Source organism: Stenotrophomonas sp. YJH_SMC_130 (genome assembly GCF_059369035.1).
On the sequence record NZ_JCAFSH010000006.1, the window covers coordinates 112,549 to 126,022 of the forward strand.

Here is a 13,474-nt window from a genome sequence, read left to right on the forward strand (position 1 = left end):
TGACGCGTGCCTCTGACCCGGGCCGAGCAACTCATCGATCTGCTGCTGGCGCGCCAGCAGCCCCGCGCCGTCCTTGAGAAGACCACGCGCCTGCCTTATGGCTGGGCGTTGTGGCTGCGCTCGCTGGGGCCGCTGCCGCGGCCGTTGCATGCCAGCGAAGTGATTGCGGTATTGCTGCCGCGTCCGCTGCCCGGCCGGCCAGGCCAATCGCCGCAGTTGTCACCGTGTCAGGCGTTGCGCCGTCTGTTCTGGCAGGACTGGGACGCTGCGCCGCGCGACCAGCGCTGGATGCGCTGGACCTCGGCGCTGATCAGCGCACTGCTGCACCTGCTGTTCTTCATGCTCCTGCTGTGGGTGGCGGTGATCCGCACCACTGCGCCAGACGAAGAGGGCGCCGAGGGCGAGCGCGTGCAGGTGGAGTTCGTCGGCCGCGCGACCCAGGAAGGCGGGGGTGATCAGCCCGGCGCCGAAGTCGCTGCGGCCGCTGCGGCAGGTCGGGTTGCGACGGGGCAGCAGGCGGACGCCGCCACAGCTCCTGCCCCGCGTCCGGCGGCTGCCGAAGCCGCCGCATCTTCCCCTGCATCCGCGCCGACCGCCAGTGTTCCTCCTCCTCCGCCAGCCGAAGCCGAGCCGGCGCCGGTTGCCGCGCCGCCGCCTTCACCGGTCCAGGCCACCGAGGTGGCGCAGGCCAGCACGGATTTCGTGGTGCCGCCGGTCAGCGTGCCGCGAACCGAAGTCAGCGTCGTACCACGTGACAGCACGCCCGCTGTGCGCGAGCGCAGCGTGCAGCCGGTGCAGGCGCCGCCGACGCCAAGCCAGATGCGCAGCCCGGAACTGGCCGTGCGCACGCCGCAGGTGCGTGACATCCAGGTGCGCGAACGCGAAGTCAGCATCGTCGAAGCGCCCGTCGCGCCCAAACCGCTGCGCAGCCCTGAAATGCAGGTGCGCGTGCCACAGCAGGACGTGCAGGTGCGTGAACGTGAAGTGCAGGCCGTGGCCGATCCGCAGGTGCGGATGGCGGCGGTGGCCGGGCGTGAGCCCGCCGTACGCGCGCCCACCGGTCGTGATGTACAGGTGCGGGAGCGTGAAGTGGCCCCGGCACCGGCGGCGGCACCGGCATCCTCCAGTGGCAGTGCCTCCGTGACGCCTGCGGCTGCGGCGCAAGGCAGCGCGGCGCAGACGAGCAGCAGCACGCGTCCGTCGGCCTCCGGCAGCACACCGGCAAACGCCGGAGCGCGCCCGGCGCCCAATCCAGGCAACTGGGCCACGCCTGCCAAGGGCGACGACTGGGGTTCCTCCAGCCGTAACCGTGACGGTGCCAGCAGTGGCGCCCGCCAGGCCAGCAGTGCCGGCAAGGGCAATGGCCTGTTCAATGCCGATGGCAGCGTGCGCGTGCCAGGCCAGGACGGCGATGGCCATGCCGAGCGCGGTGCGCCCGGTGGCGCCAACGACGGCTGGAGCAAGGAGCGCATCGCGCAATCGGGCACATGGCTGAAACGTCCGCCGTACGACTACACGCCGACGTCGTTCGACAAGTACTGGGTGCCACAGGAATCGCTGCTGGCCGAATGGGTGCGCAAGGGCGTCAAGGCGATGGAGATTCCGTTGCCGGGCACCAACTCGAAGATCTCCTGCGTCATTTCGATCCTGCAGGCCGGTGGCGGCTGCGGCCTGACCAACCCCAACATGCAGGACCAGCCGGCCGTGGCACGACCACCGCCGGACATCCCGTTCAAGAAGGAACTGCAGGAAGACAACGGGAGCCGCTAGGACGGCGCATCCACGCATGGCGTGGATCTACTGTGCATCCAGCTGCGCCGGGTAGATCCACGCCATGCGTGGATGATCCATGGGGGGGCACGCCCATGCCGACCAAGGTCAGCCTCTATCAGGGCGTTGCCCTTACGCGCTCTGCGACAGGAACACCCAGAACGGGACGTCGCGGCCGACCCAATCGCGGCTGGCTTCATCCATCACGTCCAGCAGGGTGTCGAAGTCCCTCTGTGCGGCGGCGCGCAGCGCGTCCACATCGCACAGGAACAGCGCGTAGCCGTTGGCCGGCAGCCATTGCAGATCACGCAGGTTGTCCGACAGTGCATCCCAGTTGCCGCCGAAACCGGCCGGGAAATCCAGTTGCGCGGCGAGCCGGGCGAGGAGGGTGCGCTTGTCCGTCACGCCCTCCAGATCGATGCGGATCACCTTGAGGCTGGCATCGCGCATCGCTGCGGCCAGTGCGCCGATGTCATCGCTGTCGATGGCATAGACGCCGGCATTGTTGATGTCATGCAGGCCGAGGCCGAAATCATCGTGGCTCATCACTGCGCTCCCTGGGCCGGTACGGTGAAGCTGCGGAACGATTCGTAGTGGTCGTCGGTGTAGTACCACGCCTCCGGCGGATCGCCGCCGGTGACGATGCGGCGCGTGCCACGCGTGCGTGCACCGGGGGTGTCGACGGTGTACTCGCGGTAGTAGCCACGCGGACGTTGCGGCAGCTGCTGCTCGCGGTTGCCGAAGGTGGTGCCGTCCTGGCGGTGCGGGAATGGACCGCCTCGCTGGATCAGGGCAATGGTCTGGCGTGCTTCGGTGGGCAGGAACGCGGGCAGGCCGTTGTCCCGTCCGGGCGTGGCCGTGGCAGGGGCCCGTGCGGTCGGTGTTCCCTGCAGGTCCGGTGCGAACTGTGGCGCCGGCGGCCGCTGCAGGAAATGGTTGGCGACCAGGCCGAGCAGCAGCAGGGCGATGGCGGTGATCAGCAGCCGGGGGTTGCGCATGGGCAGGGGCGGGCGAGGGTGGTACACGCACTGTAGCGCCTGCGCGCTGCATGGCGCATGAGGAGGGCGCCGCGTCACTGCTGCGTAACAATTGCCGTCGTGCTCACTGGCAGGACGCAATTTCCTTTACATCCCCCTTGGTAATCTGCGGGTCTGTCCCCATCATTCACGGCGCACCGCCCGACATCGTCGGGTGCCCTCGCAATCAGGAGATGCATCATGGCCTACACCCTGCCCAAGCTGTCCTACGCCTACGACGCGCTGGAGCCGCATATCGATGCGGCGACGATGGAAATCCATCACACCAAGCATCACCAGACCTACATCAACAACGTCAACGCGGCGCTGGAAGGCACCGAATACGCTGACCTGCCGGTCGAAGAGCTGGTGAAGAAGCTCAAGTCGTTGCCGGAGAACCTGCAGGGTCCGGTGCGCAACAACGGTGGTGGCCATGCCAACCACTCGCTGTTCTGGACCGTGATGGCCCCGAACGCAGGTGGCAACCCGGTGGGTGACGTGGCCAAGGCCATCGACAAGGACCTGGGCGGTTTCGACAAGTTCAAGGATGCCTTCACCAAGGCGGCGCTGACCCGTTTCGGCAGCGGCTGGGCGTGGCTGAGCGTGACCCCGGACAAGAAGGTGGTGGTCGAGAGCACCGGCAACCAGGACAGCCCGCTGATGGAAGGCAACACCCCCATCCTCGGCCTGGACGTGTGGGAACACGCGTACTACCTGAAGTACCAGAACCGCCGCCCGGAATACATCGGCGCGTTCTTCAACGTCATCGACTGGAATGAAGTCGAGCGCCGTTACCAGGAAGCGATCGCCTGATCGCGGTGACGGGATGAGTGGAAAGGCCGGGGGAGACCCCGGCCTTTTCTGTTGCAGGATCCCGGCACGACCTATTCCGCCGTGGCCGTAGCGTCCTGCAGGCGCAGGGTTGCCAACACGCCCAGGCGCAGTCCGGGCAGGTCGCCGTCGGCGGGCAGCAGGATCGGCTGCTGGCGGATGCCGCCGAAGTGCTTGACCTGGAACAGCACGTCCAAGCCGTGGCCACTGGCGCCGCCGCCACTGGCCGCAGGCGGCTCGGGGCGGCCGCCGGGATTGCGCCGTGCCGGCTGGAAGCCGGGCGTGCTCCGCACCAGCTCCACCGTGCTGGCCGAAAAGTCGCCCGCGATCAGGCTGGGCATGCCTTCGGCGGTGGCGCCGATCCAGGTCATCAGGTCGCTGGTCTGGTGTTGGCGGGCAGTGGCCTCGTCCGGGTCCGGGCGCAGCCGCGCCACATAGATGTTGACCAGCGCCTCGCCCAGCTTCAGGCGCATCATGCCGGCCGCACTGAAGGTGCCGGGAGGATGCAGCAGGGTCACGCCGTCCTCGCTCACCGGCAGCCGGGTAAGCATGGCATTGCCATGGCGCAGTGGCTGGCTGGGTGGGTCGGCGGTGACGAAGTCGCAGCTGTAGCGCAGCCGGCTGGCCAGCCAGCAGGCCGGGTTGCGGCCTTGCTGCTGCAGCACCTGCTGCACCGAGATCACGTCCGGCTGCAGGTCAGTCAGCAGTTGTGCGACCTGCTCGCGGCGCTGCTTCCATTGCGCGTCATCGCGGCTGGGCAGCTCCAGCGCGGCGACCGTCAGCTGCCGAGGTTCGCTCTCACTGGCAACGGCGGCCGGCGCCTGTGGTCGTGCCTGCGCCTGCAATGCCAGCAACAGCGCAAGGCAGCTGAGCAGGAGGCGGGCGGGGGCGAGGGGGCACATAACGATAAGTTTACGCTTTTGTCGTGGAGGTGCCGTGACTTCCGGCAGGGCCTGCACTGCCTGCCATGGATTGGCACCGTTGTCATGCAGCCCTGCAGCGTGCTTCGCAGGTCCTGGTTCCGGTAACCTTGCGCCTTTCGCTTTGCAGGAATGCCTTACAGGATGAGCCACGACGCAGTCGCCCCCATCGCCGGCCAAGGAAAGATGCCGCGCCAGATTCCGTACATCATCGGCAATGAGGCCTGCGAACGGTTCAGTTTCTACGGGATGCGCAACATCCTGGTGCAGTTCCTGATCACCTCGCTGCTGCTGCAGGAAATCACTGCGGAAGGCCGTGCCGGTGAAGCCAAGGACATCATGCACAGCTTCATGATCGGCGTGTATTTCTTCCCGCTGCTCGGTGGCTGGCTGGCCGACAGGTTCTTCGGCAAATACCACACCATCCTCTGGTTCAGCCTGGTCTACTGCGCCGGCCACCTGTGCCTGGCGCTGTTCGAGAACAGCCGCGAGGGCTTCTTCCTCGGCCTGGGCCTGATCGCGCTGGGTGCCGGTGGCATCAAGCCGCTGGTGGCCTCGTTCATGGGCGACCAGTTCGACCAGAGCAACAAGCACCTGGCCAAGATCGTCTTCGACGCCTTCTACTGGATCATCAACTTCGGCTCGCTGTTCGCCTCGCTGCTGATCCCGCTGGCACTGAAGAACTGGGGTCCGCAGTGGGCGTTCGGTATCCCGGGCATCCTGATGTTCATTGCTACCTTCGTGTTCTGGCTGGGCCGCAAGCGCTACGTGCTGGTGCCGCTGCCGCCGAAGGATCCGCATTCATTCGCCAACGTGGTGCGTACCGCGCTGACCACGCGCGTGGCCGGCCAGGGCCGTCCGGGCCTGGTGATCGCCGTGCTCGGCCTGGCGCTGGCGGCGGCCTCGTTCGGCCTGGTCGGCTCGCTGGGCATCGTGATCTGCCTGTGCCTGGCGCTGGTGGCCATCCTCGCCGGCATCGGTGGCGGTACCTGGTTGCAGCTGGACCGCGCCCGTGGCCAGCATCCGGCCGAAGCCGTGGAAGGCGTGCGCTCGGTGCTGCGCGTGCTGGTGATCTTCGCGCTGACCACGCCGTTCTTCTCGCTGTTCGACCAGAAGGCCTCGACCTGGGTCCTGCAGGGCCAGCAGATGCAGATGCCGAGCTGGTTCACCGCCTCGCAGATGCAGGCGCTGAACCCGCTGCTGGTGATGATCCTGATTCCGTTCAACAACCTGGTGCTGTACCCGGCCCTGCGCCGCTTCGGCTTTGAGCCGACCGCGCTGCGCCGCATGACCGCCGGCATCGCCTTCAGCGGCCTGGCCTGGATCGTGGTCGGCGGCATCCAGGTGGTGATGGACGGCGGCAACGCCATGTCGATCTTCTGGCAGATGCTGCCGTATGCGCTGCTGACCTTCGGTGAGGTGCTGGTCTCGGCCACCGGCCTGGAGTTCGCCTACAGCCAGGCGCCGCAGGCGATGAAGGGCGTGGTGATGAGCTTCTGGAACCTGACCACCACCATCGGCAACCTGTGGGTGCTGCTGTCGAACGCTGCCGTGCGCAACGATGCCGTGACCCACAGGATTGCCAGTACGGGCCTGAGCGAAGCGGCGTTCCTGATGTTCTTCTTCGCCGGTTTCGCCTTCGTCGCGGCGTTGGCCTTCGGTTGGTACGCGAAACGCTATCGTATGGTCGATAACTACCGTAGCGCCTGAGCCTGACATGACCCCTGTCAATCTGCTGTTGATCGCCATCACCGCCATCCTGTCGTGGATGGCGTTCAACAACCGCAAGCTGGCCGATCGCCTGATCCTGTGGCCGCCGGCCGTCGACCGCCATCGCCAGTACGACCGGCTGGTGACCTATGGCTTCATCCACGCCGACTGGTCGCACCTGATCTTCAACATGATCACCCTGTTCTTCTTCGGGGGATTCATCGAGAGTGTGATGGTGCAGCTGACCGGCAGCTACCTGACCTACCCGGCGTTCTACATCGGCGCGCTGCTGGTCTCGATCCTGCCCAGCTACCTGAAGAACCAGAAGAATCCGAACTACCTCAGCCTCGGGGCATCCGGTGCGGTGTCGGCGGTGCTGTTCGCCTTCATCCTGATCAAGCCGTGGTCGATCATCCTGGTGTTCTTCATCCCGGCACCGGCGATCATCTATGCCGCGTTCTACGTCGGCTACAGCATCTGGATGGACAAGCGCGGCGGCGACCGCATCAACCACAGCGCGCACCTGGCAGGTGCGGCGTTCGGCGTGATTTTCATGCTGGCCATGCAGCCGAGCATCTTCAACCACTTCCTGCGCGAACTCTCCAACCCGACCTTCCGCCTGGGCGGCTGAAGCGTGCCGGGGTCGGATCCTGTGGATCCGGCCCCGGCGTATCCGGTTTCAGGCCTGGGTCGTGTGGCCGTAGGTATCCAGCAGGCGGGCGAACACTTCCTCGCCGATGCGCTGGAAATCCTGATCCTCGGTCTGCCCTTCCACCGCCAGTTGCAGCAGGCCCTCCAGCAGGGCGCGGTCGGTATCGGAATGGGAATTGCTGGCGTGCATGGGAGCCTCCACGGTGGTGCGCATGGTCAACGGTCGCAAGGGTCGTGCCAGCCTGGCCGTACCCCTCCATAGGCGATAGCGGCCGGCCCGCCTCCAGCTTGAGGGCGAAAACTGACGTGAATGGACTGGACTTGCCCCTGTTCAGGCTTCACGCGATCATGGCGCCCGGCTGCGCACCATCCACGCAGTCGCCGCAGGAGACAGTTCCATGGCTTCGGTCACGCCCCCCGGTCTGGCCTACGAGGTCGAACACGACCTGGCCAACCACCGCTTCACCGCCCGTGTGCGAGGACAGCTGGCGGTGCTGGACTACCAGATCAAGCGCAAGCGCATGGTGATCACCCACACCGAGGTGCCCGAGCCGATCGCCGGCCGTGGCATCGCCGGTGAGCTGACCCGCGTGGCACTGCGTTTCGCCCGCGAGCAGAAGTACAAGGTGGTGCCGGCATGTTCCTACGCCGAGGCTTTCCTGCAGCGGCACGAGGAGTACCACGACCTGCTCGTTGGCTGAGTGCCAGCGGGCCACGCTTCAGCCATGGCAGGCGATGATGTACAAACATGAACAGGGGATCCCGATGAAGATTGGAAACAACCGGCCATTGCACGGCAGCGTGCTGGCCGGCGTGGTGGGCGTGCTGTTGCTGGCCGGTTGCCAGCGTGAAAGCGAGCCGGCACCGGCGACCGACGCGGCGCCCGCCGCCGAAGCCACCGCCGCCGGCGAGACGCCGGCCACGGAAGCGCCGCTGGACCTGCGCGACGTGATCGAAAACAACGAGCGTGAGGTGGTGGGCATCAGCTACCCGGCGGGTATCGACCGCTACCCCGGCCTGGCGCGCGCGCTGCAGGACTATGCCACCAGCGCACGCAGCGACCTGCAGCAGGCGCTGGACGGGCTGGGCAACGACAAGCCGACCATGCCCTACGAGCTGTCGTTGAGCTTCGAGAAGCTGCTGGAAACGCCGCAGCTGGTGGTGGTCAGTGCTGATGGCAGCCGCTATACCGGCGGCGCCCATGGCGAACCGCTGGTGGCGCGCTTCGTGTGGCTGCCGCAGCAGCAGCAGATGCTCAGCGCCGACAAGCTGGTGGCCGATGCCAAGGGCTGGAAGGTGATCAGTGAGTTCGTCGCCGACCAGCTGCGCGAACGCGTGGCCACCCGCCTCAGCGGCGAGGACATGGACCCGGCCCAGCTGCAGGAAGCGCTGCGCAACGCATCGCGCATGATCGCCGACGGTACTGGCCCGCAGGCCGACAATTTCAGCCAGTTCCAGCCACTGACCGACGACAAGGGGCAGATCACCGCGCTGCGCTTTGTTTTCCCTCCGTACCAGGTGGGTCCATACTCGGACGGCACCCAGACCGCCGATGTACCGGCGGCGGTGCTGTTGCCGCACGTGGCCAAGGACTACGTGGAGCTGTTCGCACGCGGTTGACCGCAGTCGAGGAGGTGACGTGGATACAGGGTTGCAGGAGCGGGTCGCCGGCCTGCTCCACGAAGCCGGGGTCCGCATCGGCGGTACCCAGCCACAGGACATCCAGGTGCATGACCCGCGCTTCTTCGCGCGGGTCATGGGCCAAGGCTCGCTCGGCCTGGGCGAGAGCTACATGGAAGGGTGGTGGGATGCGAACGTTCTGGATGAATTCCTCGCCCACCTGATGCAGGCGCACCTGGATGAACGGGTGCACGGCTGGCGCGAAGTGGCCGATGCGCTGAAGGCGCGCCTGTTCAACCTGCAGGCGGGGCAGGGCAGCTACGAGGTCGGGCGCCGTCATTACGACCTGGGCAACGATCTCTACCAGGCCATGCTGGGCCAGCGCCTGGTCTACAGCTGCGGCTATTGGCGCAACGCCGATGATCTCGACGCCGCACAGGAAGCCAAGCTCGACCTGGTCTGCCGAAAGCTGGGCCTGCGCCCGGGCCAGCGCGTGCTGGACATTGGCTGCGGTTGGGGCGAAGCGCTGAAGTTCGCCGCTGAGCGCTACGGTGTGAGTGGCGTCGGCGTGACGATTTCGCAGGAGCAGGCCGAGTTCGCGCGGAACCTGTGCGCGGGCCTGCCGATCGAGATCCGATTGCAGGACTACCGCGAGCTGGACGAACCGTTCGATGCGATTTTCTCGATCGGCATGTTCGAGCACGTCGGTGACAAGAACTACGCGGGCTTCTTCGAGGTGGCCAAGCGTTGCCTGTCGCCGCGCGGCCTGCTGCTGTTGCACACCATCGGCACCAACATCTCCCGGCATCGCACCGATCCGTGGATCGCGCGCTACATCTTTCCCAACTCGATGCTGCCGTCGGCGGCGCAGATCACCCGGGCGTTCGAAGGCCGTTTCGTGCTGGAAGACTGGCACAACTTCGGCACCGACTACGACCTGACCCTGCAGGCATGGCGGCGCAACGTGGAAGCAGCGTGGCCACGGCTGGATGCGCGCTATGACGAGCACTTCCGCCGCATGTGGCGCTTCTACCTGGCCGGGTCGATGGCCACCTTCCGCTGCCGGCACGCGCAGCTGTGGCAGCTGGTGCTATCGCCGGAAGGCGTGCCGGGCGGATACGTGGCGCCACGATGAAGCCAGCGCGGGGTCGGAGAACCCGGGGTCAGATCCCTTTTCACAGAAAAGGGCTCTGACCCCAACCACAACAAAAAAACCGCCCGGTCTCCCGGGCGGCTTTCGTTTCACGCTAGCGCGCAGGCGATCAGTTGCCGGCGCCGGTCAGGCCACGCTTTTCCAGCAGCGGTTCGATCTGCGGCTCGTGGCCGGCGAAATCGCGGAACAGCTGCATCGCGTCGACGCTGCCGCCCTTGGACAGCAGGGTGGCGCGGAAGTGGTCGCCGTTCTTGCGGCTCAGGCCGCCATTGTCCTTGAACCACTTCTGGGTGTTGGCGTCGAGCACTTCCGACCAGATGTAGGCGTAGTAGCCGGCCGAATAGCCGCCCATGATGTGGCTGAAGTACGGGGTCTTGTAACGCGGCGGAACCGGCGCGTAGTAGATGCCGTCCTTCTCCAGCGCGGCGCGCTCGAAGGCCATCACGTCCTTGGCCGCCGGCACCTGGTCGGCGCCGATCTGGTGCCAGCGCTGGTCAAGCATGGCCGCACCCAGGTACTCGGTGGTGGCGAAGCCCTGATTGAACTTGGCCGCCGCCAGCACCTTGTCCAGCAGCGCCTGCGGCATCGCCGAACCGTTCTGGTAGTGCTTGGCGTAGTTCTTCAGGATGACCGGGTTGTCAGCCCACATCTCGTTGACCTGCGAGGGGAACTCGACGAAGTCACGCGGCACCGAGGTACCCGAGAAGTACGGGTACTTCACGTTGGAGAACATGCCGTGCAGGGCGTGGCCGAACTCGTGGAAGGTGGTGTTCACCTCATCCCAGGTCAGCAGGGTCGGCTGGCCGGCCGGCGGCTTCGGGATGTTCAGGTGGTTGGCGACCACCGGCTTGAAGCCGGTCAGCTTGGACTGCGAGACGTAGGAGTTCATCCATGCGCCACCGCGCTTGGAGGCGCGTGCATACGGGTCGAAGATGAAGATCGCCAGCTGGCTGCCGTCGGCATCGAACACGTCGTAGACGGTGACGTCATCGTGATAGACCGGCAGGTCGGTGCGCTGCTTGAAGGTCAGGCCGAATTCCAGGTTGGCGGCATGGAACACGCCGTTCTCCAGCACGTTCTTCATTTCGAAGTACGGCTTCAGCTGCGACTCGTCGAAGTTGTACTTGGCCTGGCGCACCTTCTCGCTGTAGAAGGCCCAGTCCCACGGTTCCAGCTTGAACGTCGGCTTGCCGGCCGCCTTCTGTTCCTGGTCGATCATCGCCTGCAGGTCGGCAGCTTCGCGCTTGGCGTTGGCCACGGCGGCCGGAGCCAGCTTGCCCAGCATCGCGTTGACCGCTTCCGGCGTCTTGGCGGTCTGGTTGGTCAGGTTGTAGGCGGCGAAGTTCGGGAAGCCCATCAGCTTGGCCTTGTCGGCACGCAGCTGCATGATGCGCGAAACCAGCGCGGTGTTGTCGAACTCACCGCCGCGGCTGCCGCGGCTGACCGACGCTTCGTAGATCTTCTGGCGCAGGGCGCGGTTGGCCAGGTTGGTCAGCGGCGGCTGGCCGGTGGTGTTGAGCAGGGTGATCACGTACTTGCCGTCCTGTCCGCGGGCCTTGGCAGCTTCGGCGGCGGCGGCGATCTGCTCCTTGGACAGGCCGTCCAGCTCCTTGACGTCGTCGACGGTGATCGCCGAAGCGTTCACTTCCGACTGCACGTTCTGGCTGAACCTGGTCCCCAGGTTGGCCAGCTCGGCGTTCATCTCCTTCAGCTTGGCCTTGTCGGCGTCGGACAGCTTGGCGCCTGCGCGCACGTAGTTGTCGTAGTACTTCTCGACCAGGCGCACGCCTTCGGCGTCCAGGCCCAGCTGGCCGCGGGTGTCGTACAGCGCCTGGATGCGGGCGAACAGCTTGCCGTTCAGCGCGATCGCATCGCTGTGCGCGGCGAACTTCGCCGAGTAGTCGGCCTGCAGCTTCTTGCGGGTGTCATTGGTATCGGCGCCGACCAGGCTGAAGAACACGGTGGTCGCGCGGTCGAGGATGTCACCGCTCTTTTCCAGGGCGATGATGGTGTTGTCGAAGGTCGGCTTGGCCTTGTTGTTGGCGATCGCTTCCACTTCCTTCAGCTGCTGCGCCATGCCGGCGTCGAAGGCCGGGGCGAAGTCGCTGTCCTTGATCCTGTCGAACTGCGGATAATGCAGGGGCAGCGGGCTTTCGGCGAAGAACGGATTGGCCTGCTGGGCATGGGTGCTGGCAGCCGGGGTGGCGGCGCCGGCCGAGAAGGCGGGCAGGGCAAGGCCGAGGGACATGGCCACGGCAAGGGCAAGGCGGGTGGTCAAGGCAGGAACTCCGGTAAGGCAAACAAGGGCCCGAGGGTAACCCGGCCGGCGGCGCCCGCACTTGTGTCAAAAGGCATGTTGCCGGGTCCGGGCGCGGGTACCATGCATTTACCGCCCACGGCCCGCCACCATGACCACCGCCTACGATTTCAGCTTCCGTGACCTCGACGGCCATCCACAGGCGCTGGCCCGTTATCAGGGCCACCCGTTGCTGCTGGTGAACGTCGCCAGCCGCTGTGGGTTCACCCCGCAGTACACCGGGCTGGAACAGCTGTGGCAGGACTACCGCGAACGCGGCCTGGTAGTGATCGGCTTCCCGTGCAACCAGTTCGGCGCGCAGGAGCCGGGGGACGCGGTGCAGATCCGCCAGTTCTGTTCGCTGGATTACCCGGTCAGCTTTCCGCTGTCGGAGAAGATCGAGGTCAACGGCGAGGGCGCTGATCCGTTGTGGGCCTGGATGACGCACGAAAAGCGTGGCCTGCTCGGCAGTGCCCGCATCAAGTGGAATTTCAGCAAGTTCCTGGTCGATCGCCAGGGGCAGGTGGTGTCGCGGCATGCGCCCACCACCCGGCCGGAGCAGTTGCGCAGCGCGATCGAAGCGCTGCTGTAGAGCCGAGCCCACGCTCGGCTGCTTTTCCGGCTGACTCCGAGAGCGCGCGCCGCGCGCAAGCCGAGCGCGGGCTCGGCTCTACAGATGCGATGGGTTATTTCTCGACGAACGCGCGTTCGAACACGTAGTGGCCCGGTTGGCCGATGCGCGGCGAAACCTGGAAACCCCGGGCATCGAGCACGGTGCGAAGGTCGGCCAGCATCTGCGGGCTGCCGCAGATCATCGCGCGGTCGTTTTCCGGGCTCAGTTCCGGCAGGCCGAGGGTGCGCTGCATCTCGCCGCTCTCCATCAGCTGGGTCAGGCGGCCCTGGTTGGCGAACGGCTCGCGGGTGACGGCCGGGTAGTACAGCAGCTTGTCGCCGATCATTTCGCCGAGGAACTCGTGCTCACGCAGTTCCTTCTCGAAGTAATCGCGATAGGCCAGGTCCTTCTCGTAGCGCACGCCGTGGCAGAGGATCACCTTCTCGAAGCGCTCGTAGGTTTCCGGGTCCTTGATGACCGACAGCCACGGCGCCAGGCCGGTGCCGGTGCCCAGCAGGTACAGGTTCCTGCCGGGATGCAGGTCGCTGATCAGCAGGGTGCCGGTGGGCTTCTTGCCGACCAGTACCTTGTCGCCCGGCTTGATGTGCTGCAGGCGCGAGGTCAGCGGGCCGTCCTGCACCTTGATGCTGAAGAACTCCAGCTGTTCTTCCCAGTTGGCACTGGCAATGGAATAGGCGCGCAGCAGCGGTCGCGCCTCGGTTTCCAGGCCGATCATCACGAACTGGCCGTTCTCGAAGCGGAAACCGCTGTCGCGGGTGGTGGTGAAGCTGAAGTAGGCATCGGTCCAGTGACGGACCTCAAGCACCGTTTCGGCGCCGAAAGCGGAGGACATGGGCGTATCTATCGAAAGTCGTCGGGGGTGATTCTATCTCA

Annotated in this window: 14 protein-coding genes; 8 read left to right on the forward strand and 6 right to left on the reverse strand. The window is 66.1% G+C overall.

From position 1 onward, the window contains the following. The first annotated feature begins 6 nt into the window (after nt 1–6). Nucleotides 7–1,770 (forward strand): dermokine domain-containing protein, encoded by a 1,764-nt coding sequence (locus AC5P5V_RS10660; protein ID WP_231352203.1) that lies wholly within the window; start codon nt 7–9, stop codon nt 1,768–1,770. A gap of 132 nt (nt 1,771–1,902) precedes the next feature. Here AC5P5V_RS10660 and AC5P5V_RS10665 read toward each other — a convergent pair whose 3' ends face one another. Then, nucleotides 1,903–2,316: a barstar family protein gene (locus tag AC5P5V_RS10665; protein WP_061478001.1), complete on the reverse strand. Its 414-nt coding sequence runs from the start codon at nt 2,314–2,316 to the stop codon at nt 1,903–1,905. Next, the gene (locus AC5P5V_RS10670) at nt 2,316–2,768 is read right to left on the reverse strand and encodes a guanyl-specific ribonuclease (RefSeq protein ID WP_061478000.1); all 453 of its coding nucleotides are present in this window, start codon (nt 2,766–2,768) and stop codon (nt 2,316–2,318) included. Before AC5P5V_RS10670 ends, AC5P5V_RS10665 begins: the two co-directional genes overlap by 1 nt. Before the next feature lie 219 nt (nt 2,769–2,987). On the opposite strand from AC5P5V_RS10670, the gene AC5P5V_RS10675 reads away from it, so the two are divergent. Further along, nucleotides 2,988–3,599, forward strand: a complete 612-nt coding sequence (locus AC5P5V_RS10675; RefSeq protein WP_005410310.1) for a superoxide dismutase — start codon at nt 2,988–2,990, stop codon at nt 3,597–3,599. A gap of 71 nt (nt 3,600–3,670) precedes the next feature. Here the strand turns inward: AC5P5V_RS10675 and AC5P5V_RS10680 are convergent, their stop codons facing one another. After that, on the reverse strand, nt 3,671–4,519 hold the full coding sequence (locus AC5P5V_RS10680) for an endonuclease/exonuclease/phosphatase family protein (protein ID WP_061477999.1): 849 nt from the start codon (nt 4,517–4,519) through the stop codon (nt 3,671–3,673). Between the two features lie 162 nt (nt 4,520–4,681). On the opposite strand from AC5P5V_RS10680, the gene AC5P5V_RS10685 reads away from it, so the two are divergent. Continuing rightward, a complete protein-coding gene (locus AC5P5V_RS10685) occupies nt 4,682–6,247 on the forward strand; it encodes a POT-type proton-dependent oligopeptide transporter (RefSeq protein ID WP_061477998.1) in 1,566 nt (521 codons plus the stop codon). Nucleotides 6,248–6,254: 7 nt separating this feature from the next. Beyond that, on the forward strand, nt 6,255–6,878 hold the full coding sequence (locus AC5P5V_RS10690; RefSeq protein WP_005417591.1) for a rhomboid family intramembrane serine protease: 624 nt from the start codon (nt 6,255–6,257) through the stop codon (nt 6,876–6,878). Between the two features lie 48 nt (nt 6,879–6,926). Here the strand turns inward: AC5P5V_RS10690 and AC5P5V_RS10695 are convergent, their stop codons facing one another. Beyond that, complete coding sequence (locus AC5P5V_RS10695; protein WP_180883853.1) at nt 6,927–7,088, reverse strand: hypothetical protein; 162 nt, start codon at nt 7,086–7,088, stop codon at nt 6,927–6,929. Between the two features lie 208 nt (nt 7,089–7,296). Between AC5P5V_RS10695 and AC5P5V_RS10700 the strand changes: the two genes are divergently transcribed. The 3 genes from AC5P5V_RS10700 to cfa are packed head-to-tail and all read left to right on the forward strand — an operon-like array spanning nt 7,297 to nt 9,653. Next, nucleotides 7,297–7,599: a GNAT family N-acetyltransferase gene (locus tag AC5P5V_RS10700; protein WP_005417588.1), complete on the forward strand. Its 303-nt coding sequence runs from the start codon at nt 7,297–7,299 to the stop codon at nt 7,597–7,599. A 37-nt stretch (nt 7,600–7,636) separates the two neighbouring features. Beyond that, nucleotides 7,637–8,518, forward strand: a complete 882-nt coding sequence (locus tag AC5P5V_RS10705) for a DUF3298 and DUF4163 domain-containing protein (RefSeq protein WP_061477997.1) — start codon at nt 7,637–7,639, stop codon at nt 8,516–8,518. 19 nt (nt 8,519–8,537) lie between these two features. Further along, the gene (gene cfa, locus AC5P5V_RS10710) at nt 8,538–9,653 is read left to right on the forward strand and encodes a cyclopropane fatty acyl phospholipid synthase (protein ID WP_061477996.1); all 1,116 of its coding nucleotides are present in this window, start codon (nt 8,538–8,540) and stop codon (nt 9,651–9,653) included. A gap of 127 nt (nt 9,654–9,780) precedes the next feature. On the opposite strand, the gene AC5P5V_RS10715 is transcribed toward cfa, so the two are convergent. Next, nucleotides 9,781–11,949, reverse strand: coding sequence for a M3 family metallopeptidase (locus tag AC5P5V_RS10715; RefSeq protein ID WP_134969188.1), 2,169 nt, complete (start codon nt 11,947–11,949; stop codon nt 9,781–9,783). Nucleotides 11,950–12,079: 130 nt separating this feature from the next. Between AC5P5V_RS10715 and AC5P5V_RS10720 the strand changes: the two genes are divergently transcribed. Next, nucleotides 12,080–12,559: a glutathione peroxidase gene (locus tag AC5P5V_RS10720; RefSeq protein ID WP_134969187.1), complete on the forward strand. Its 480-nt coding sequence runs from the start codon at nt 12,080–12,082 to the stop codon at nt 12,557–12,559. A 94-nt stretch (nt 12,560–12,653) separates the two neighbouring features. Here AC5P5V_RS10720 and AC5P5V_RS10725 read toward each other — a convergent pair whose 3' ends face one another. Next, nucleotides 12,654–13,433, reverse strand: a complete 780-nt coding sequence (locus tag AC5P5V_RS10725) for a ferredoxin--NADP reductase (protein ID WP_049439380.1) — start codon at nt 13,431–13,433, stop codon at nt 12,654–12,656. Nucleotides 13,434–13,474: the final 41 nt, after the last annotated feature.